This window comes from Pseudofrankia inefficax (assembly GCF_000166135.1).
Classification (GTDB): Bacteria; Actinomycetota; Actinomycetes; order Frankiales; family Frankiaceae; genus Pseudofrankia; species Pseudofrankia inefficax.
The window spans coordinates 727510-748566 of the sequence record NC_014666.1 but is presented as its reverse complement, the minus strand read 5'-3'; the positions used below and the strand labels follow the sequence as shown (position 1 = coordinate 748566).

Annotated in this window: 14 protein-coding genes; 7 read left to right on the top strand and 7 right to left on the bottom strand. The window is 73.9% G+C overall.

The window, feature by feature from the left end; genetic code table 11:
* Positions 1-14: 14 nt before the first annotated feature.
* Positions 15-1811 (bottom strand): FUSC family protein, encoded by a 1797-nt coding sequence (locus FRAEUI1C_RS02960; RefSeq protein ID WP_198318700.1) that lies wholly within the window; start codon positions 1809-1811, stop codon positions 15-17.
* Positions 1812-2353: 542 nt separating this feature from the next.
* Between FRAEUI1C_RS02960 and FRAEUI1C_RS02955 the strand changes: the two genes are divergently transcribed.
* From FRAEUI1C_RS02955 to FRAEUI1C_RS02940, 4 genes are all read left to right on the top strand, one after another.
* A complete protein-coding gene (locus tag FRAEUI1C_RS02955) occupies positions 2354-3313 on the top strand; it encodes a UDP-glucuronic acid decarboxylase family protein (protein WP_013421793.1) in 960 nt (319 codons plus the stop codon).
* A 74-nt stretch (positions 3314-3387) separates the two neighbouring features.
* Positions 3388-5091, top strand: coding sequence for a glycosyltransferase family 2 protein (locus tag FRAEUI1C_RS02950; protein WP_198318699.1), 1704 nt, complete (start codon positions 3388-3390; stop codon positions 5089-5091).
* Entirely contained in the window at positions 5088-6203 is a 1116-nt protein-coding gene (gene galE, locus FRAEUI1C_RS02945; protein WP_013421791.1) for a UDP-glucose 4-epimerase GalE, read from the top strand. Before FRAEUI1C_RS02950 ends, galE begins: the two co-directional genes overlap by 4 nt.
* Entirely contained in the window at positions 6200-7645 is a 1446-nt protein-coding gene (locus tag FRAEUI1C_RS02940; RefSeq protein ID WP_013421790.1) for a UDP-glucose dehydrogenase family protein, read from the top strand. Before galE ends, FRAEUI1C_RS02940 begins: the two co-directional genes overlap by 4 nt.
* Positions 7646-7757: 112 nt before the next feature.
* Here FRAEUI1C_RS02940 and FRAEUI1C_RS02935 read toward each other — a convergent pair whose 3' ends face one another.
* Positions 7758-8825, bottom strand: a complete 1068-nt coding sequence (locus FRAEUI1C_RS02935; RefSeq protein ID WP_013421789.1) for a glycoside hydrolase family 53 protein — start codon at positions 8823-8825, stop codon at positions 7758-7760.
* 336 nt (positions 8826-9161) lie between these two features.
* Between FRAEUI1C_RS02935 and FRAEUI1C_RS02930 the strand changes: the two genes are divergently transcribed.
* A complete protein-coding gene (locus tag FRAEUI1C_RS02930; RefSeq protein ID WP_013421788.1) occupies positions 9162-10385 on the top strand; it encodes a hypothetical protein in 1224 nt (407 codons plus the stop codon).
* Positions 10386-10414: 29 nt separating this feature from the next.
* Here FRAEUI1C_RS02930 and FRAEUI1C_RS02925 read toward each other — a convergent pair whose 3' ends face one another.
* The 5 genes from FRAEUI1C_RS02925 to FRAEUI1C_RS02905 all read right to left on the bottom strand — a co-directional run bounded on the left by FRAEUI1C_RS02925 (position 10415) and on the right by FRAEUI1C_RS02905 (position 16202).
* On the bottom strand, positions 10415-10999 hold the full coding sequence (locus FRAEUI1C_RS02925) for an HD domain-containing protein (RefSeq protein ID WP_013421787.1): 585 nt from the start codon (positions 10997-10999) through the stop codon (positions 10415-10417).
* Positions 11000-11022: 23 nt separating this feature from the next.
* Positions 11023-12252, bottom strand: coding sequence for a TauD/TfdA family dioxygenase (locus FRAEUI1C_RS02920; protein WP_013421786.1), 1230 nt, complete (start codon positions 12250-12252; stop codon positions 11023-11025).
* Between the two features lie 82 nt (positions 12253-12334).
* The gene (locus FRAEUI1C_RS02915) at positions 12335-14149 is read right to left on the bottom strand and encodes a TIGR03767 family metallophosphoesterase (protein WP_013421785.1); all 1815 of its coding nucleotides are present in this window, start codon (positions 14147-14149) and stop codon (positions 12335-12337) included.
* 111 nt (positions 14150-14260) lie between these two features.
* Positions 14261-14617, bottom strand: a complete 357-nt coding sequence (locus FRAEUI1C_RS02910) for a TraR/DksA family transcriptional regulator (protein WP_013421784.1) — start codon at positions 14615-14617, stop codon at positions 14261-14263.
* 28 nt (positions 14618-14645) lie between these two features.
* A complete protein-coding gene (locus FRAEUI1C_RS02905; protein ID WP_071587924.1) occupies positions 14646-16202 on the bottom strand; it encodes an APC family permease in 1557 nt (518 codons plus the stop codon).
* A gap of 498 nt (positions 16203-16700) precedes the next feature.
* Here FRAEUI1C_RS02905 and FRAEUI1C_RS02900 point away from each other — a divergent pair, with 498 nt between their 5' ends.
* Both FRAEUI1C_RS02900 and FRAEUI1C_RS02895 read left to right on the top strand, forming a co-directional pair.
* Positions 16701-18317, top strand: coding sequence for a 3' terminal RNA ribose 2'-O-methyltransferase Hen1 (locus FRAEUI1C_RS02900; RefSeq protein ID WP_013421782.1), 1617 nt, complete (start codon positions 16701-16703; stop codon positions 18315-18317).
* A 31-nt stretch (positions 18318-18348) separates the two neighbouring features.
* Positions 18349-21057 (top strand): polynucleotide kinase-phosphatase, encoded by a 2709-nt coding sequence (locus FRAEUI1C_RS02895; RefSeq protein WP_198318698.1) that lies wholly within the window; start codon positions 18349-18351, stop codon positions 21055-21057.

The following is a 21057-nucleotide window of genomic DNA, read 5'->3' as shown; positions in this document are numbered from 1 at the left end:
AGACTACGGCGGGCCTAGGACAGTTCCGCCGGCCGCGCGTCCGGGAGCGGACCGCCGGCCGGGACGTCCGGAGCCGGCGCCGAGCGCGGGACGGGCGGCACGGCCGTGCCAGCGTCAGGCCGCTCGGCCGGAGTCGGTTGACCGGGCGGCGCCGCCCGGGGCGGAAAGACCACCTGGAGGATGGCGACCGCGTCCGCGAGCTCGTCGAGCGCGGCGGCGACCAGATCCGGCGCCGCCGCTCCGGCGGGCCGGCCGCCGGGAGCACTCTGGCGGGGAACCTCGGCCGCGGGCTCCGGGCGGCCGGCGATCGCGCGGCGCACGCCACCGAGCTGGCGGGCCAGTCCGCCGGCCCGGCGCCGGTTCGCGCCGTTCGCCAGCGCTCCGGGCGCCTCGTCGAGTGCCCCGACCAGGGCGTCGAGGGGCTCCTGGCATCGTCTTACCGCGGTGACGGCGTCGGCCAGGTACGGACCCGGCCGGCGCAGCGCCTTCCAGACCAGGCGGCGCACGGCGAGCGTCTCGGCGATCAGGCCCAGCTCGTCGACCGCGGCGCGGAACGCGTCCCTCCGGTCGGCCAGCGTCGCCGCCTCGTCGCGGGCGACCGCGAGCAGCGTGTCCGTCAGGGCGGCGGCCGCCTTGGCGACCCGGGACCGAGTGACGTCCCTGGTCCGGATGGGCAGCACCAGCCAGCTCGCCGCGACCGCCAGCGCGGAGCCGACGGCGATCGCCTCCAGCCGCTCGTCCAGCACGTGCGTGCTGGTCAGGCCGAAGTAGCCGTACAGCAGCGCGAGCATCGAGGTCACGCCCGCCGCCCAGAACGCGTAGTGCAGGTTGCGCAGCGCGAGCGCCACGGCGAGCACCACGAAGATCGCGACAACCGTCCAGGGGCTGTGGGCGGAGGCCGCGCTGACCGCGACCGTCGCCGCCACCGTTCCGACCGCGCCGCCGGCGAGCCGGGAGAGGCTCTTCACCGCGACGTCACCGCGCCCACGGTTGCCCGCGGCCACGATGTACGCGGTGACCACCAGCCAGGGCCAGTGGTCCGGGAACGCCCACCGCCCGACGGCGAACGCGGCGCCCAGCCCGACCGCCATCTGCGCGGCCATCTTCGTGCTGGGCTGCAGCTTCTTGGGCACCAGGTTCTTGGGGACCAGGCGCCGGAGGTCCGTCGATCCGGCCTGAGGGGTCGCTGCCGGTGCCTGCGTCGGCGGAACCGGGGGCGCGGCGCCGCCGGTTCCAGTGCCCGACGGCAAAAGGCCGGCCCAGTCGGCCAGCTCGTGCAGCGTGATCGCCCAGAAGGACGCGATCACGGCCATCAGCACCGACCACCAGCGGGACACCTCGCCGGGACCCGCGGCGGCGGGGACGATCAGCAGCGCGATGAACGGCAGCGTCGCCAGGGTGCCGGCGCGCACGGCGGTCGGGCCGAACCGCCGGATCCAGATCGCGCCGCTGAGCCCCAGGACGAACAGCGTGTCGCCGAGGTTCGGGTGCCGCAGCATCAGCGTCCCGACCTCGCTCGCCGCCACCGCCACGGCGGGCAGCAGCAGAAGCCGCCCGAGCACGGGCAGCAGCCGGCGCCCGGCGGGCGTTGCCCGTGCGGCCCGGCGGCGCTCCGTGCGGGAGACGGTGATGGTGAGGACGACGGCCTGGATGACGACGCCGACGGACAGCCCCGCGGCGTGCTCGACGCCCAGCGCGCTGCCGAAACTCGCGAGCACCGCGGCCATGACGACCGCCGTCGTGACAGCACCGGTGCGCAGGGCGGCCGCGAGGGCGGTCACCCGGGACCTGGGGATGACGAACCCGGACACGAATCCCAGCATCGCATCGCCCTCCGACAATCCGAGCCCGCCAGCGGAAGATCGCACGACGCGATCAACGCGCGCCGTCGGGCCGCCGCCCCGCGCTCGAAGCATCACGTAAGGCGGAGGCCATGCGACGTCCCCGACGGGTCGGTGACAGAAAGCGAGATCCCCTTCACCTGAGACGAGCACCACGGCCGTCCGGCCCGACTACCGGCACAGATCGCTACTCCGATGCGTACCATCAGTAAGCGACGAGGTGCATCGGCACGACCGGCATCGTCGCCAGCAGGGTCGCGACACCGTCCCGGACGTCAAGGCGTCGGGAGCAGCGGACCCGCATCCGATGGCTGCCTCGCGACCAGCGCTTCTCCGCGTCAGGAGGGCGACCGGTCCGGCCCGGGACAGGAGTCCCGCGCCCTGGCGGTCTCGACCAAGACCTCACCCTGACATCCGCCCGTCCGCGCCGCCGCGCGCGCTTTCGGATGCCGACCGCCGTACACGGCCGTCTGACCGACGGTTCGACGAGGTCATTCACGAAGGGGGACGTGATGTCGCGCGTCGCAATCACCGGTGGAGCAGGGTTCCTGGGCAGTCACCTGTGCGAACGGCTGCTGGCCGACGGCGCAGAGGTGATCTGCGTCGACAACTTCGTCACCGGCCGGCCGGAGAACGTCGAGCATCTGCTCACCAACCGACGGTTCCGGCTCATCGACCGGGATGTCACCGAGTTCCTGCACGTGCCCGGACCACTGGACGCCGTGCTGCACTTCGCGTCTCCCGCGTCCCCCGTGGACTACTACCGGCTGCCGATCGAGACGTTGATGGTCGGTTCCGCCGGCACCCGCAACGCGCTCGGCCTGGCGCAGGCGAAGGGCGCTCGGTTCCTGCTCGCCTCCACGTCCGAGGCGTACGGCGACCCGAAGGTCCACCCGCAGCCCGAGTCCTACTGGGGCAACGTCAATCCGGTCGGCCCGCGCAGCATGTACGACGAGGCGAAGCGGTTCGCCGAGGCGCTGACCATGGCCTACCGCAAGGCCAGGGGTGTGGACACCGGCATCGTCCGGATCTTCAACACCTACGGCCCCCGGATGCGCGCCGACGACGGCCGCGCCATCCCGACGTTCATCTCCCAGGCGCTGCGCGGCGAGGGGATCACCGTGGCCGGCGACGGCTCGCAGACCCGGTCCTGCTGCTACGTGGACGACCTGGTCGAGGGCATCCTGCGGCTGCTGTGGTCGGACCTGCCCGGCCCGGTGAACATCGGCAACCCGCACGAGCTGTCGATCCTCGACACCGCGGTGCTGGTCCGTGACCTGTGCGGCTCGCGGGCGCCGATCACGTTCATCCCGCGCCCGGTCGACGACCCGACGGTCCGCCAGCCGGACATCACGATCGCCCGCGGGAAACTCGGCTGGGAGCCGAAGGTCGCCGTCGGCGACGGCCTCGCGCGCACCATCGAGTGGCTCGAGCGCGAGCTCGTCGGCGCGGCCCACTCGCGAGCCGCCTGATGCGGCACCGGGCCGGTCCGCTGGGTCAGCTCGGGGGCGGGCGCGAACAGCGGAACGACGCGACGTTCGTGCCGATGTTCGGCCGCACCGACCGGGCCGTGCGGGGCCTGTTCGTCCTCGCCTGGCTCGCCGCGCTGGGGCTGTTCTGGGGCTGGTGGTTCGACCCGGCGCACCTGGTCACGGTGCCGGGCTTCGTCCTGAACACGGCGCTGCTCGGCTACCTGTGCTACCTGCCCGTCTACTTCGTGCTGACGTCGCTGCGGCTGCGCCGGGTCAACCCGAGGCTGGCGCTGCGGGGGCAGCGGGTCGCGTTCGTGGTGACGAAGGCGCCGTCGGAGCCCTGGGAGGTCGTGCGCACGACGCTCGCCGGCATGCTCGCCCAGGACTATCCACACCCGTACGACGTGTGGCTCTGCGACGAGGACCCGGACGCCACGACCTACGACTGGTGCGGCCAGCACGGCGTCCGGGTCTCCACCCGGCGCGGGGCCGCCGACTACCACCGCGACACCTGGCCCCGCCGGACGAAATGCAAGGAAGGCAACCTCGCCTTCTTCTACGACCACTGGGGCTACGACCGCTACGACGTGGTCGCCCAGCTCGACGCCGACCACGTCCCGGCGCCGGACTACCTGGCCCACATGGTCCGTCCGTTCGCCGACCCGAAGATCGGCTACGTCGCCGCACCGAGCGTGTGCGACGCGAACGCCGCCGACTCGTGGGCGGCCCGTGGCCGGCTCTACCGGGAGGCCAACCTGCACGGCCCGGTCCAGGTCGGGTCGAACGGCTGGCTCGCGCCGGTCTGCTTCGGCTCGCACTACGCGGTGCGGACCGCGGCGCTGCGCGAGATCGGCGGCATCGGCCCGGAGCTGGCCGAGGACTTCTCGACCAGCTACCTGCTGAACGCGGCCGGCTGGGAGGGCGCCTTCGCCCTGGACGCCGAGGCGCACGGGGACGGCCCGGCGACGTTCGCCGCCGCGCTCACCCAGGAGTTCCAGTGGTCGCGCAGCCTGATGGTGCTGTTCATGGACACCTTCTGGCGGCACGCCCGCCAGCTGCCGAGGCTCCTGCAGGCCAGGTTCCTGTTCTCGCTGAGCTACTACCCGCTCCTGGCGGTGACGACGGCCGCGGGCCTCTTCCTGGCGCCGGTCGCCTGCCTGACCGGGCTGCGGTGGGTGAACGTCAGCTACCTGCACTTCCTGGCGCTGTGGCTGCTCGCGTCGGCGGTGATGCTCGGGCTGAACGGCTACCTGCGCCGCCGGCGGCTGTTCCGGCCGGCGCGGGCGAAGCTCACCGGCTGGGAGAGCTGGCTGTTCGCGATGGTGCGCTGGCCGTACGTCGGCTGGGGCTGCGTCGCCGGGCTGCTGCAGAAGGTGCGGCCCAAGGCGGTGACCTTCAAGGTGACGCCCAAGGGTGACCGTGGCGTCGAGAAGCTGCCGACCAGGCTGCTCGCTCCGTACATCGCGGTCTGCCTGGTCGCCTTCGGCGCCGCGCTGTACGGCTCGCGGGTGCATCACGCGCTCGGCTACGTCGTCCTCAGCCTGCTTGGTGGCCTCGCCTACCTGGCGGTGATCGGCGCGGTGGCCGCCATGCACGCGGTGGAGACCCGTCGGGCCACCGGGGCCGGCGCGGGCGCGCTGACGGGGACGATCGCGGTCCCGCTGCTGGTCGTCGCCGTTCTGGCCGCGCTGTGCGCCGCCGCGGCGACGAGCACCTGGCTGGCCTTCGACGCCACCCAGACGAACCCACTCGACCTGCTGGAAGGGGTTTCCCGATGAGCACGGTCCTAGTGACAGGAGCCGCCGGCTTCATCGGCTCGCACACGACGGTCGACCTGGTGGCCGCGGGCTACGACGTCCTGGGCGTCGACAACTTCGCGAACAGCTCGCCCGGCGCCGTCGAGCGGATCCACAAGCTGGCCGAGGGAACCGGGGCCTTCGAGTTCGTCGAGCTGGACCTGCGGGACCGGGCCGGCCTCACCGAGTTGCTGGGCCGCCGGCCGGTCGACGCGGTGATCCACTTCGCCGCGAAGAAGGCCGTCGGCGAGTCGGTCGAGTTCCCGTTCGACTACTACGACACCAACGTCGGCGCGACGCTCAGCCTGGTCGCCGCGATGCTCGACCGGGGCGTCAACCGGCTGGTCTTCTCGTCCAGCTGCTCGATCTACGGGGACGCCACGACCGTGCCGATCCGCGAGGACGCGCCGGCCCGGCCGACCAACCCGTACGCGCGCACCAAGTGGATGTGCGAGCAGATCCTCGCCGACGTCTGCCGGCGCCATTCGGACTGGCACGTGACCTCGCTGCGGTACTTCAACCCGGCCGGCGCCCACCCGTCGGGCCTGCTGGGCGAGGACCCGCGCGGCATCCCGAACAACGTGCTGCCGTATATCGCCCAGGTCGCGGTCGGCCGCCGGTCCGAGCTGTCGATCTTCGGAGACGACTACCCGACGCCCGACGGCACCGGCGTCCGCGACTACCTGCACGTCGTGGACCTGGCCGAGGGCCACCGGCTGGCGCTCGCCGCGCTCGACGACGCCGCCGGCCATCGAGTGATCAACCTGGGCACCGGCCGGGGCACGTCGGTGCGCGCGCTGCTCGACGCGTTCTCGGCCGCCTGCGGGCGCGCGCTGCCGAGCCGGGTGGCCGCCCGCCGGGCCGGCGACGTGGCCGAGCTGGTCGCCGACCCGGCGCTCGCGGCCGGGCTGCTCGGCTGGACCGCCTCGCGCGACGTCGCCGCCATGTGCCGCGACGCCTGGGAGTTCCAGCGCCTCAACCCGAACGGCTACGAACCTGGGCCGTTCGACGACCGCACTCACATCAGCACCAGCACCAGCACCAGCACCAGCACCAGCCAGCACGCCACCAACGGAATCGGGGGATCCAGGTGAGGACGAGCACCAAGCAGGTCGGGTCGGGCACCAACGCGACGGCCGGACGGCCGCGGCTGACCGTCATCGGCACCGGCTATCTCGGGGCGACCCACGCCGTCTGCATGGCGCAGCTGGGCTTCGACGTGCTCGCCGTCGACGTCGACACCACGAAGATCGAGCGGCTCGCGGCCGGCGAGGTCCCGTTCTTCGAGCCCGGGCTGGACGAGCTGCTCCAGGCGAACCTCGCGGCCGGCCGGCTGCGGTTCACCTCGTCGTTCGAGGAGGTGGCCCGCTTCGGTGACGTCCACTTCCTGTGCGTGGGCACCCCACAGCTGCCCGGGCGGCAGAACGCCGACCTCTCGTACCTGCACGCGGCCGTGACCGCGCTCGCGCCGCACCTGCGCCGCGGCTCGTTGGTGGTCGGCAAGTCCACGGTCCCGGTCGGCACCGCGGCGGCGTTGGCCGACCGGCTGGCCGTCGAGGCGCCGGGCGTCGAGCTGGCCTGGAACCCGGAGTTCCTGCGCGAGGGCTTCGCCGTCGAGGACACGCTGCGGCCCGACCGGCTCGTCTTCGGCGTCGCGTCCACCCCGGCCGAGACGATTCTGCGGTCCGTCTACGCCCCCATCACCAACCAGTACGAGACCCCGGTGATCGTGGCCGACTTCGCCACGGCCGAGCTGGTCAAGGTCGCCGCGAACTCCTTCCTCGCCACCAAGATCTCCTATATCAACGCGATGGCCGAGGTCTGCGAGGCCGTCGACGCCGACGTGACGACGCTGGCCCAGGCGCTCTCGCTCGACGAGCGGATCGGCGGGAAGTTCCTGCGGCCCGGGGTCGGCTTCGGCGGCGGCTGCCTGCCGAAGGACATCAGGGCGTTCCGCGCCCGGGCCGACGAGCTGGGCGTCGGGCACAGCCTGACGTTCCTGTCCGAGGTGGACGAGATCAACCTGCGCCGCCGGGACCGGATCGTCCAGCTCGCGCGGACCGCCGTCGGCGGCTCGCTGGCCGGGCAGCCGGTCGCGGTGCTCGGGGCGTCGTTCAAGCCGAACTCCGACGACGTCCGGGACTCGCCGGCGCTCGCGGTCGCCGCGCTGCTCGACGGCGCCGGCGCGACCGTCACGGTCTACGACCCGATGGCGCTCGACAACGCCCGCCGGGCCCGGCCGGAGCTGACCTACGCGACGTCGGCCGCCGAGGCCGTCAGCGGGGCGAAGGCGACGGTCCTGCTCACCGAGTGGGCCGAGTTCGGCGAGCTCGACCCGGCCGAGCTCGCCACGCTCGCCGCCGCGCACACGATCATCGACGCCCGGCACACGCTCGACTCGGCCCGCTGGCGCGCGGCCGGCTGGACGTACGTATCCCCAGGCCGCCCGGCGATGACCCCCGCCGTCCCGGCCCAGCCGGACGTCGAGCCGCTCCAGCGCCAGGTCCAGGAGGCCTTCGCCGCCCGCGCGGCCTGATCCACCGCATCAGCACCCCCGGGTCGTCACGCCCGTCAACCGGCCAGCACGGTCGAAGGCGCGACAGCCCGGGGTTTGCCGCGTCTTCGGGACGGTCCGGCGATTCAGGCGGCTAGCGGGTCGCCGGAGCGAAGGCCGCGGTCGCCGCGGGGAGCAGGCGGCCGGACCGGTCGAAGAGGGTGAGGTTGGTGAAGGGGGCGCTCGCGCCGGGCTCCCAGCCGACGCCGGCCAGCCAGCCGGGTTCCCAGACGACGACGCCCAGGCCACGGCCGTCCGGCACCTGACCGATGACGTCGCGAAGCGCCCGGTAGTAGGCACGCTGCCCGCATGGCGTGGGCGGGAACAGGCCGGCCTCGGGGAGCCTGGCGGCGTCGGCGACGCCCAGGACGGGGTCGCCGCCGGCCATCGTCCACGGGTAGCCGGTCTCGGCGACGAGGACGTCGGTGCCGTACCGCCCGGCGAGGTCGGTCATCGTCGAGCGCAGCAGTGCCAGCGGCCCGTGCCAGAACGGGTAGTAGGACAGCCCGATCACGTCGAACGGGAGGCCCGCCGCTCGCACCCGGTCGAAGAAGGCCCTGCTGCCGGTCGGGTCGCCGATGCGGTCGGTGTGCAGCACGACCGCCAGCCGATGGCCCGGCGGGCTGCCGTCACGGGCTCCGGCGATGGCGGCGCTCAGCAGGCCGAGCAGACCGGGCCAGCCGCCGTCGGCCCGGTCGGGGCCGAGCCGGCCGAGCGGCCAGAGCATTCCGGCCGAGATCTCGTTGCCCGTCTGGACCAGGTCCGCGGGCGTGCCCTGGCGGGCGAAGTCCGCGACGACCTGACGGGTGTAGCCGTGGACCCGGCGGGCGAGCGCCGCGAGGCCGTCGCCGCGCCAGGAGGGCGGGATCTCCTGGTGCCTCGGGTCGGCCCACCGGTCCGAGTAGTGGAAGTCCAGGTAGATCCGCAGGCCCGCGTCCCAGGCCCGCCGGGCGAGCGTCAGCGCCGAGGCCTCGTCGCCGTAGCCGGCCGGGCCTTCCACCCACAGCCGAAGCCGGACGTGGGTCGCGCCCCGGCCCGCCAGGATCCGCTCGATCGGAGCGGAGTCCCCGTCGGCCGAGAGCCGGTGGCCGGCGGCCTCCGCCAGCAGCGCGGTCGAGATGTCCGCGCCCCGGATGGGCGGCGCCGGGGTACCCGCGCTCATCGACGGCTCCTTCCTTCCCTCACGACGGGGGCCGCGGGGGCCGGGGCGTTGACCGGCGGGACGTCCCCGGCGCCGGACCGATCCGCCCAGGTCAGGCAGCCGCTCACTCGTCATGCCCACGACGGCGACCCATACCACCTGTCGCGATTCGACCACTCTGAGAGATCTATCCAGGTCGGGACGTAATCCACAGGTGACCCCCGGTCTATCCAGGCCGGGACCCAGGTCTACCTTCATGGCCGGGCAAACACGCCGATTAGGCGCGAACCAGCAGTAATCGGGATGGGGACGGTCGTCCCACGGGGCATTCCGCAGGTCCGACCCCGCGAGGCAGCCATGGACGACGAGACGCCACCACCGCCCGGCCCCCGGCCCGACGACGGACCGCCGGCAGCCTCGAACTGGGCGCCCCCGACCGGACCGCCGGTCTCCGCCGTACCGCCCGGCGCGAACCAGCCGGGGCAGGTCCCGCCCGGTCCCCTGCCGTCCGGTCCGCCGACCGGCGGCGCGTGGCCTCCGGGCCTGGCCGGGCCCACTCCGTGGCCGGCCGCTCCCGGTGGGCAGGCCGCGGGCGGCCCAGCCGGCCAGGCTCCGATGCCGCTCGGCCCGCCCGCGCCGCAGGGCCGGCGCCGGGGCGGCCGGGTGGTGGCCCTGCGGGTGCTCGGCGGCCTCGGCGCGTTGCTCGTCGCGGGCGCGGTTCGCTTCGGCATCCACGAGGCCATCGACCACTCCGGCCACCACGGTTCCTCGCCGTCCTCGTCCGCCGCGAGCTCGACGTTCACCGTCGGCGGCTGCGTGAAGATCACCCAGCAACCGCGGGTGCTGGCGAGCAACCCGGTCAACGGCGAGCTGAAGTCGGCGCCCGAGTACGGCCCGGTCGGCTGTGGCGACACGTCCGCCTACGCGAAGATCACCGCCCTGGACGTGGCGGACGCGGCGACGGCGGCTCCGTTCGGCGGCGGAACGTCCTCGGTGGCCGACGTCGGGTGCCCGCAGGACACCGACGAGATCGTCACGCTGACCAACAGTTTCAGCATCCTGAAGCGGACCGGCTGCCTGCGTAACCTCGCCGCGCCCCATCCCGGCGACGCGGGCGGCGGTGGTGGTCTGATCCGGGCCGGCGACTGCCTGCAGGTGTTCCCGACCTACACGAACAATCTGGCCGAGGTGCCGTGCACCGACCAGGACTGGACCGTCGACGGGGTGACCCTCGGCAAGGAGTGGTTCGGCAAGATCACTGCGCGGACCGCCGCGAAGGCCCAGTGCGGACCCGACGCGACCTACGCCATCAGGATCGACGCCAAGAGCGACCCGATCCTCTGCGTGGCGAAGGCCGGCGGCTGGCTGCCCGGCGCCGGCGAGTGCGTCGACTCGAACACCTTCAGCGCGGGCCGCCCACCGGAGCGGCGCGCGTGCACCGACCAGTACCTGGCAACCCAGATCGTGGCGCTCGTGCCCGCCGGAGGGGCCTGCCCCGCCGGCTCCCAGCCAGCCAGGACCACGTCCGCCGACCCCGAGTCCGGCTGGATCCCGACGGTCTGCGCCCGCCCCGTCGACTGACGAGCCCGGGTGGCGAGGCCGGGATCCGCTTAGTCCTTGGCGGGGGCGCGGACCAGGCTGGCGAGCAGGTCGTCGTAGGCGGCCAGTGGCGGGACGACGGCGTCGGGGTCCTTGCCGGCGTCGTCCCACCGGCGGACGCTCGCCGCGTCCTGCGCGTAACGGCCGGCCCGGAACGCGGCGAGCTCGGCGCCGTTCAGGGGTCCCCCCTGCATCGCGAGCGTCTTCTTCGAGATCGGCGACAGGAGGTCGTAGTAGCCGGGATCGACGGCGCACAGGTAGCGCTTGGCCTCGACGTGCAGGCGAACCGGTTCGGTCACCTCGGGGCCGAACCAGCGTGCGAGCCAGGCCGCGCCCGTCTCCTCGTGCCGGATGTCCTCGCCACGGTGCAGGGCGTCGGCCGAGTCCAGATCGATGACGTGGCCGACGTCGTGCAGCAGGGCGGCGGCGACGAGCGCGGGGGCCGCTCCCGCCGCCACCGCGCGGGCGGCCGTCCGCAACTGGTGGTGCGCGACGGTCACCGACTCGCCCAGGTACTCCGAAGCGGCGGCCGCTCCGAAGGCGCCGTGGACCGCCGCCAGCGCCGCGGCGGCGAAGGCGGCGGACGCCTCTCCCACCGGGCCGACTCCGGAACCGTCCCTCATCGGGCTGCCGCGATCGGACGCGCGGACGCGCGGGTCGCGACGACCCTCGGTGCCCGCCCGCGGCCGGCCGGACCGGCCTGGGTCGGCACGGCCCGGGTGCCGTCGCGACGCAGCACCTCCAGGGTGCTGCGCAGGCCATCCATGTCGACGTAACACCCCTGCAGATGCCGACCGCCCGACCCTGGCTCGCCGGTGGCCGTCGGGCCGTAGGCGGACCGGCCGTGCAGGACGCGGGTGTTGTCGAAGATCAGGCAGTCGCCCGGGACGAGGCGCAGCGAGACGGCGAGGTCGGCCTCGTCCAGGACCTCCCCGAACGCGGCGAGCGCCCGGTACACCGCACCGATCCGGTCCGGGGCGACGTCGGGGGGCTGCAGGCCCCGGTCGTTCCAGCGGACCTGGGTGACGGCGCCCTCGTCGTCAACGGAGATCACCGGTGCGCGGCAGGTGAGGACCGACGTCGGCCCGTCGTAGCTGAACGGCAGCCAGACCTGGGTCAGGGTGTCGAACGCGGCCCGGTCGGTCTCGCGCAGCCGGTCGGCGGCGGCGAAGCCGTCGACGAGCGTCGTGTCGCCACCCGCGCCGGCGGCGCGCAGGCAGTGCAGCAGCTGCACGGTCGGAACCGGGTCCCGATACGGGTTGTCGGTGTGCGGCGCGAGCGCCAGGCCGGTGTACGCGAGGTGCTCCGGGTCCGGCTCGACGCGGACGTCGAAGAGCTCGCCGTAGTTGGTCACCCGGACGTGGCCGAGGCTGCGCCCGACCGTGAGAACCATCCCGGGCCGGGCCGGCACCTCGGTGATCACCGCGGCGCCGAGCTTCTCGACGGCGCCGAGCGCCGTGGCCATCGCGACCGGCGAGCGCAGGTAGGCGTCCCAGGCCACCCGCGGCGGGCCGACGGGCAGGTCGGTCGCCGTCCACGCGACCCGGGCCTGGGCGGACTGGTCCCCGAGCCGGGCACCGCGGCCGGGCGCGTGCTGCTCCAGCCAGGCCAGCTCGAACACCGACTCGTGCCCGTCCGGCGCGAAGACGACCGTCAGCCGGCCGTCGCGTGCCGCGTGCCGCTCGACCGCCAGGTCCGGGTACAGCCGCGCCACCCGCGCCGACCCGACCAGCCGCTGCCCGGTCGCCGGATACCGGCACTCGGCGCAGCCGCACGCGTCCCGCAACCAGATCGCGGGCAGGGCGAGATCGCCGAGGTGGAGCATGGTCACCGGCCCCGCAGCGTTCATCGTCCCAGCGTCCGCCGCCGCGACGGCCAGCCGATGACATCCGGTTGAACCAGCACGAAACTTCGGCGCTGGTCCGGCCGGGTCAGGGCAGCGGGACGGGTGCCGGGAGCCGCAGGTCCACGTTGCGGTCGAGGACGGTGCCCGCGCCGGACCCGCCACCCGGGTCCGGGTCGGCGTCGTTGCCGGGGCGGCGCTGCCAGTAGTTGGCGGCCAGTTCCCGGGACAGGGCGGCGAGCGCCAGCGGGTCGACCGGACCGGCCTCCCGCTCGGCCCCGGTGGCGAGGACCGCGCTGGTCTGGGCGTAGCCGCGGAACTCGTCGTAGTCGGCGGCCGCGGGGGCCGCGGTGTCCAGCACGGTGGCGACGAAGGCGAGGGTCCCGTCGCCGTTGTCGACCAGCTCGATCAGCCGGGACTGCTGCGGCCAGTCGATGTGCGACGCTGTCGTGATCTCCCAGAAGCCGCCCGCGACAGGGCTCCCGGCCGGGCGGGCGTACGGGGTGACGGTGTGGCGGTGGGTGTGCCCGTTGACCCAACCGATCACGTTCGGATAGCGCAGGAGCAGGTCACGCACGCGCGACAGCAGCACCCGGGGGGCGTCGTCGGGCGCCTGATCGTTGACGAGACAGTCCAGCGGGTGGTGGCTGAACAGGATGAACAGGCTGTCGGGGCCGGTGCCGGTCGCGATGGACCCGTCCTCGGCGAGCCAGCGGGCCGAGCCCCGCTGAAGGACGCCTTCGAGCCAGGTGAGCTGGGCCTCGTCGAGTGCGCCCTGCCAGCCGCCGTAGGGATTGACGGTGTCCAGTACGACCCCGACCACGGGCGGCAGGCCGTTCAGGCCGGCAGCGGCGGTGAACGTGTAGTAGGCCGTGCCGTCCGCGCGGTTGGCCTCGGTGTAGCCGTGGCCGACCGGGAGCCCGCGGGTGTCGAAGTGCGCGGCGATGTGCTCGGCACGGCGGACCGGCCGGCGCCGCTCGTCGGCCGGAACGGTCCGGGTCGGGCCGGCGAGGAGCACCGCGAACGCTTCGAGATCACCGGTGTCGACCGCCCGGCCGACCGTCGTCAGGTCGGCGCCGGGGGCCAGGTCGTAGATCTTCGCGTCGCCCACGGCCAGCGTCGGGATCGGCTCCTCGGGGACCGCTGTGCCCTGGACGAGGTTGTCGTGGTTGCCGTGCACGGCGTACCAGGGCGTCGCGAGTCCGGTGGCGGCGAAGGCGCGGCGGGCCGCGTCGATCACTCCGGGCACCTCGGGAAAGCCGTACTCGGCGCGGGCCTGGTCGTCGGGCCGGCCGGGTGGGGTGCCGTCCGGGTGCCAGAAGCGGACGTCGTAGTGGTCGTCGTCGGCGACGCCGTGGTAGCGAGCCGGGCTGCCCGAGTCGACCTGGACGTCGCCGCCGCCATCGAGCACGTCGCGGTACCAGGACAGCTCGTTGGCCTGACAGTTGTCGGTGGCGTCGCCGGTGACGATCGAGAACGCCAGCGGCGTGGCCTGGGCGTGCGCGTTCACCGTCTGGACCATCGCCTCGACGACGTGCGCGGCGAACGCCTCGTTCGGCCGGTACGCGCCGAGTTCCTGGACCTTCTCCCAGAACGGCGAGTCCGGGTCGCCGACCCGTTCGAGGAACTCGGCCCGAGCCGGCGACTGGTGGTCCACGACGTGCAGGTCCGACAGGTGCGCGAAGGCCAGCAGGGTCCGACGTTCACCCGCCGGTGTGGCGCCTGGAGCCTCGGCGAGCAGGTCGGTCCGGACGAGGACCGGCTCCCCCGGTCCCGCGACGAGCGGGCGATAGCCACCCGCCCGGGCCTCGCCCCGGACGAGTCGGCGCTGGGCCGTCGTCACCGGCTCGGCCTGGCCTGTCGAGGCTGGTGGGCCTGGTTCAGCCCAGGGTTTGGTGGTCATCGTGAATCCCCCGATTCGGCGCGCCCGCCGGTTTGCCCGCGTCTGCCCCATGATGAACGGGCAGGTGGCGAGATGCCCAGCAGACCTGACAACACGCGCTCTTCGGGGGGCCTACCGCCGGCCCGGACGGGACGCGCAGCCGATGCAGGACCGCACCCACGGGCGGGCGTCGAGCCGTCCCGGCTCGATCGGGCCGCCACAGGTCTCACAGCTGCCGAAACGGCCGGCGGCGAGGCGCGCCAGCGCGGCGTCGATCTCGGCGAGACGGGTCGTCGCCTCGCGCAGCGTGGCCCGGACCTGTTCGCGTTCGAACGGGATCGACGTCCCCTCGATGTCGTGCTCGTCGTCGGTGTTGACGTAGCTGTCGTCGAGCAGCGACGCGAAGCGCTCTCGCAGCGCCGCCAGCGCGGCGGCGGCGTCGGCACGTTCGGCCGTCAGCCGGGCCAGGGCGGACGTCTCGGAGGTCATCGTTCGATCGAACCGCGTCCGGTCGGCGTCAGGCCAGCTCGGTCTCGAGCAGCGCCCGGGATCGAGCGGCGGGTGGCGTGACGCGGATGGCCAGCTCGAAGACGGCGAGGCTGAAGACGACGATCACGCCGAGATCGACCCAGAACGGGATGACACCGCGCCCACTGCCGAACTGGCCCAGCCAGGAGATGATGGTCAGACCTCCCAGCCAAGGAACGATCCACAGCGCGGATCGCCATTCCAGCGGCGGCCAGCGGCCGGGCGGCTGGGTGGCCCGGTACCCGGTGAAACAGACCAGCCCGGCGAAGATCGCCACCGCCAGCTTCTGGTCGTTCTCCCAGCCGGCCCAGTAGACGATCAGGTTCGAGGTGGTGAACGCGACCCGGGCCAGCAGCGGCGCCAGCGGCAACCGGAACGGCCGGGGACGGTCCGGGTCGACCTTGCGCAGCACCATCAGCGCGACCGGCGCGAACGCGTAGGTCAGGAAGGTCGCCGAGCTGATCAGGGTCACCAGCTGCTGCCAGCTGGGGAACGGCAGGAACATGACCAGCCCGATCGCGTACGCGAGCAGGATCGAGACCACCGGCGTGCCGCGCCGGTCGAGGCGGCGCAGCGCGCGTGGCAGGTAGCCGGTCTGGCCCATCGAGTAGGCGAGGCGGGCCGACGTGCCGACGTAGATCAGCGCCGTGCCGCCCGGCGAGACGACCGCGTCGATGTACAGCAGCACCGCGAGCCAGCCGAGGCCCAGCCCGGTCGCGATCGTCGCGTACGGCCCGTAGTCGCCGTTGCCCACCGGGTGCGACCAGCCGCCCGCGATACCCGCCGGCGAGAGCGCGCCGAGGAAGGCGATCGCGAGCAGCAGGTAGACGGCGGTGCCGAGCACGGTCGCGAGGATCACCGCGCGCGGGACGTCGCGGCCCGGGTCGCGCGCCTCGGCGCCCATCTGGACGGCCTGCTCGAAGCCCTGCAGCGCGAAGACAACGCCGGCCGGCAGCGCGGCGAACACCCCGTGCGCGCCGAACGGGGCGAACCCGCCGCCCGCGTGGAAGTTGCCGGGGTGGAAGGCGACGGCCATCAGCGTGATGACGGTCAGCACCGGCACCAGGAACTTCCAGATCACCGCGACCGAGTTGGTGTCCGCGAGCCGCTGGACGCCGAGGACGTTCACCACGGTGCAGACCCCGAGCGCCGCGGCGCCCAGCGCGAGGCCCTTCCCGGTGAGGGTGCCCTGCGGGCTGATCAGGCCGGGCCAGACGTTGTTCAGGTAGGACAAGGCCGCCTCGGCCTCGATCGGGGCGAGCGCGACCGCCTGGATCCAGGCGAGCCAGCCGGCCACGAAGCCGGACAGCGGGCCGAGCGCGAGGTGCGTGTAGCGGGCGCTGCCGCCGGCGACCGGGTAGCTCGCTCCCAGCTCGGCGTGGACGAGCGCCAGGCCGAGGATCAGGACGCCGGCGAGCGCCCAGGCGACCAGCGAGGCCGGGCCGGCGACGCGGGCCGCGGTCAGCGCTCCGAGCAGCCAGCCGGAGCCGATGATCGAGCCGAGCGAGACGAAGGTCAGCCCCACCAGGCCCAGCCGCGGGGCCATCCCGCTGCCGGGGCCACGCGTCGGGTCGGGCGATCCGGGCGGAGCCTGGCCGGGCCCGGCCGAGCCCGTCTCCCGTCCAGGCGTCGAAGGCGACGGCACCGCGACGGCGCGGTGCCTCGCGGCCGGTTGGCTTCCGTACATCACCGGCCGCCTCTCGAAATACAGTTCTGTCGCGATTAGCTGGGCGTGGCCGTTAGTTGCCCGACCATAGCGACCCGCAGTGCACACTCACCGGCTTGGGCGGTATTTCCAGTGAATTGGCGGAAGCCCTCGTGGAATCTCGGTCGTCGGCACTGCGGTCGCGAGGCCCAGTGTCCTTCCAGCCGTCGTGCGCTGCCCGTTGACGAGCCTGTGACGTGGGCCCTTCCGGCCTCGCGGCCGGCTTCAGGCCGTAATGGCGATTAACCAATGAACCGCCGAGGCGCCCGTTTCGCGGACCCGCGAGAAAGCGGAAAAACGACGTGACATCGGCCATCCCGGTCGGGCAGAATACCGGCCATGCTGCTGACCCTGACCACGACCGCGCCCGCGGCAACAGGGCCCCCATCCGGCGGTCCCTCAGCAACCGGGCACCCGGTAACGGCGGCTCCCGCGACCGATCTTGGTTTCCTGCTGCACAAGCATCCGGACCGGGCCCAGCGGTTCGACACGGCCGCGGGCGGCGCGTACGTCTTCTACCCGGAGGCCACCGCGGCCCGCTGCACGGCGGCGCTCCTGCTCGACGTCGACCCGGTCGGCCTGGTCCGCGGCAAGGGCAACAGCCGGGCCACCACGGCGGCCCAGTACGTCGACGACCGGCCCTATGCCGCGTCCAGCCTGCTCGCGGTCGCGATGGCCGCGGTGTTCTCGACCGCCATGGCCGGCATCTGCAAGTCCCGGCCGGAGCTCGCGGCAACGCCACTGCCCCTGGAGATCCGGGTCCCGGCGCTGCCCTGCCGGCGGGGCGGCGCCGCGCTGGCCGAGCGGCTGTTCGCCCCGCTCGGCTGGCGGGTCGACGCCGTCACGGCGCCGCTCGACCCGGCCTTTCCCGAGTGGGGCGACGCCCCGCACCACGACGTGACGTTCACCGGCACCGTCCGGCTCGCCGACGCGCTCACCCAGCTCTACGTGCTGCTGCCCGTGCTCGACGACGGGAAGCACTACTACGTCGGGCGCGACGAGATCGACAAGCTGGTGCGTGAGGGCGCGAGCTGGCTGCCCGGCCACCCCGAACGCCACCTCATCGCCCGTCGCTACCTCGCTCACCGAGCCGGCCTGGCCTCGGCCGCGCTCGCCCAGCTCGGCACCGTCGAGGACGTCCCGGTCGACGCGGTCTCGGCCGGCTTCGAACCAGGACTGGTCGCGGTCGACCAGGATCCGGACGCCGACCTCACGCCCGACGACCCGGCGGCGCCAGGGGCCGCGGCCACCGGCGACCAGGCCGCGCCAGAGCCCGGCCCGGACGCTCCGGCCGAGGCGGCGTCGCCCGTCGCCGAGCGCGCGGCCGAGACGCCGGAGCCGTCCCGGCCGCCGTCGTTGGCCGTCCAGCGCAGGCGAGCGATCATGGACGTTCTGCGGGCGGCCGACGCCCGCCGGGTCGCCGACCTGGGCTGCGGCGACGGGAAGCTGGTCGGCGAGCTGCTCGCGGACGCGCGGTTCACGGAGGTCGTCGCGGTCGACGTCTCGCACCGCGCGCTGGAGACGGCCGCGCGCCGGCTGCGGATCGACCGGATGCCCGAGCGAGTCCAGGCCCGGCTGCGGCTGGTCGCCAGCTCGCTGACCTACCGGGACGCGCGGATCGCCGGCCTCGACGCCGCCGTGCTCTGCGAGGTGATCGAGCACGTCGACCCGCCGAGGCTCCCGGCCCTGGCCGCGGCCGTGCTCGGCGAGGCCCGCCCCCGGCTCGTGGTGATCACGACGCCCAACGTCGAGTTCAACGTCCGCTACGAGGGTCTCGCTCCGGGCGCGCCACGCCACCGCGACCACCGGTTCGAGTGGACCCGGGCCGAGTTCGCCGCCTGGGTCGAGGACCTTCTCACCCGCTACCCCTACACCGCCCGCCTGGGCGGCATCGGGACCGCCGATCCCGCGCTCGGCACCCCCACCCAGCTCGCGGTCCTCGAACGGGTCGCGTGAGGCCCACATGACCCTGGAAGAGCCCGAAAAGATGACCGAAGGACCCGAGCCGGCAACGCCGGTGGCGCTGGACATCCCCGAGACCTGCCTGGTCGTCCTCGTCGGCGTCTCGGGGTCGGGGAAGTCGACCTTCGCCCGGACCCATTTCGCGCCGACCCAGGTGCTCTCGTCCGACTTCTGCCGCGGCCTGGTCGCGGACGACGAGAACGACCAGGCCGCGACCGGCGACGCCTTCGAGGTGCTGCACTACATCGCCGGCAAGCGGCTCGCGGCCGGCCGGCTCACCGTCGTCGACGCGACCAACGTCCAGTCCCGCGCCCGCCAGCCGCTGGTCGAGCTGGCCAGGCGGCACGACGTGCTGCCGGTGGCGATCGTGCTCGACCTGCCCGAGCAGGTGTGCCTCGCGCGCAACTCCGCCCGGCCGGACCGCGACTTCGGGGCGGCGGTCATCCGCCGCCAGCGCTCCGAGCTGCGCCGGTCGATGAAGGGCCTCGCCCGGGAGGGCTTCCGGCGGGTCCACGTGCTGCGCTCCGAGGCCGAGGTCGCCGCCGCGACGATCAGCTACACCCGGCTGTTCACCGACCTGCGCCACGAGACCGGGCCGTTCGACGTGATCGGCGACGTCCACGGCTGCCGCGCCGAGCTGGAGGGGCTGCTCGTCAAGCTCGGCTACGAGCTGAGCCGCGACGACGCCGGCCGGCCGGTCGGCGCGAGCCACCCCGAGGGCCGACGGGTGATCTACGTCGGCGACCTGGTCGACCGCGGGCCGGACACCCCCGGCGTGCTGCGCCTGGCGATGGGCATGGTCGCCGACGGGACCGCGTTCGCCGTCCGGGGCAACCACGAGGACAAGCTGGTCCGGGCCCTGGCCGGCAAGAAGGTGACGATCGGGCACGGCCTCGCCGAGTCACTCGAGCAGCTCGGGGCGCAGAGCGCCGAGTTCCGCGCGCAGGCCACCGAGTTCTGCGACGGGCTGATCGCGCACTACGTCCTGGACGGGGGCCGGCTGGTCGTCGCCCACGCCGGGCTGAAGGAGGTCTACCACGGCCGGGCGTCCGCTCGGGTGCGCTCGTTCGCCCTGTACGGCGACACCACCGGCGAGACCGACGCCTACGGCCTGCCGGTGCGATATCCGTGGGCCAACGAGTACCGGGGCAAGGCGACCGTGCTCTACGGCCACACCCCGGTGCCCGAGCCAGAGTGGATCAACAACACCCTCTGTCTCGACACCGGCTGCGTCTTCGGCGGCGCGCTCACCGCCCTGCGCTACCCCGAGCGCGAGCTGGTCTCCCTCCCGGCTGCCCGCGTCTACTTCGAGCCGGCCCGCCCGCTGGCCGACCAGCCACCGCCCACGGACTCCCCAGGGTTGAGCGAGGCCGCGCCGTCGGTGGATGTCGACCCGGCCTCGGCCGAGGCGCTGCTCGCTCCCCTCGGCCCGGCGCTTCCCGCCGCGGCGCGGCCCGCCGGGCACCGTGCGGACGACCTGCTCGACATCACCGACGTGCTGGGGCGGCGGATCGTCGAGACACGGCACGGCGGCCGGGTCCAGGTCCAGCCGGAGAACGCGCTGGCGGCGCTGGAGGTCATGAGCCGGTTCGCGGTGGACCCGCGCTGGCTGGTCTACCTCCCGCCGACGATGAGCCCGCCGCCGACCTCGTCGCTGCCCGGCTATCTGGAACACCCGCTCGAGGCCTTCGAGACCTACCGCGCCGACGGGGTCGACGATCTTCTCTGCGAGGAGAAGCACATGGGCTCCCGGGCGGCGGTCGTCGTCTGCCGGGACCAGGGGGTCGCGACGGCCCGGTTCGGCGCGGGCGACGGCACCACGGGCGCGATCGTCACCCGGACCGGCCGGCCGTTCTTCGCCCCGGAGCTCACCGAGCAGGTACTGGCCCGGCTGCGCGCGGCGGCGACGGTGGCCGGGCTCTGGGAGCAGCTCGACGCCGGCTGGCTGGTGCTCGACGCCGAGATCATGCCCTGGTCCGCCAAGGCCACCGAGCTGATCTCCCGCCAGTACGCGGCGGCCGGAGCGGCCGCCCGCGGCGCGCTGCCGGCGGCGGTCGCGGCGCTCGCGGCCACGGCCGAACGCGGCATCGACGTGGCCGACCTGCTGGCCAAGACGCGCGACCGGCTGGACAACGCGGTCGCGTTCACGCACGCCTATCGCCGGTACTGCTGGCCGGTCGACGGCCTCGACGGGCTGAAGATCGCCCCGTTCCAGCTCCTGGCCGCCGGCCCGGCCAGCGGTGCCGGCGCCACCCAGGTGGATCACCCGCACAGCTGGCAGCTGGCCCTCGCCGACCGTCTCGTCGCCGCCGACCCGGAGCTGGTCGTCACCACCCGCAGGTACGCGGTGCGCGCGAGCGACCCGGCGTCGGTGGCCGCGGCCGTCACCTGGTGGGAGGACCTGACCGACCCCCGGGCCGGCGGCGAGGGCATGGTCGTCAAGCCGGCCGCCGGCCTGGCCCGGGGCTCACGCGGCCTGGCCCTGCCGGGCATCAAGGTCCGCGGCCGGGAGTACCTGCGGATCATCTACGGCCCCGACTACACCAGGCCCGAGAACCTGGACCGGCTACGCGTGCGCGGCCTGGGCCGCAAGCGCTCGTTGGCCTTCCGCGAGTTCGCGCTCGGGCTGGAGGCGCTGGAGCGGGCGGCCGCCGGCGAGCCCCTCTGGCGCGTGCACGAATGCGTCTTCGCCATCCTCGCCCTGGAGTCCGAGGCCGTAGACCCCCGCCTGTAG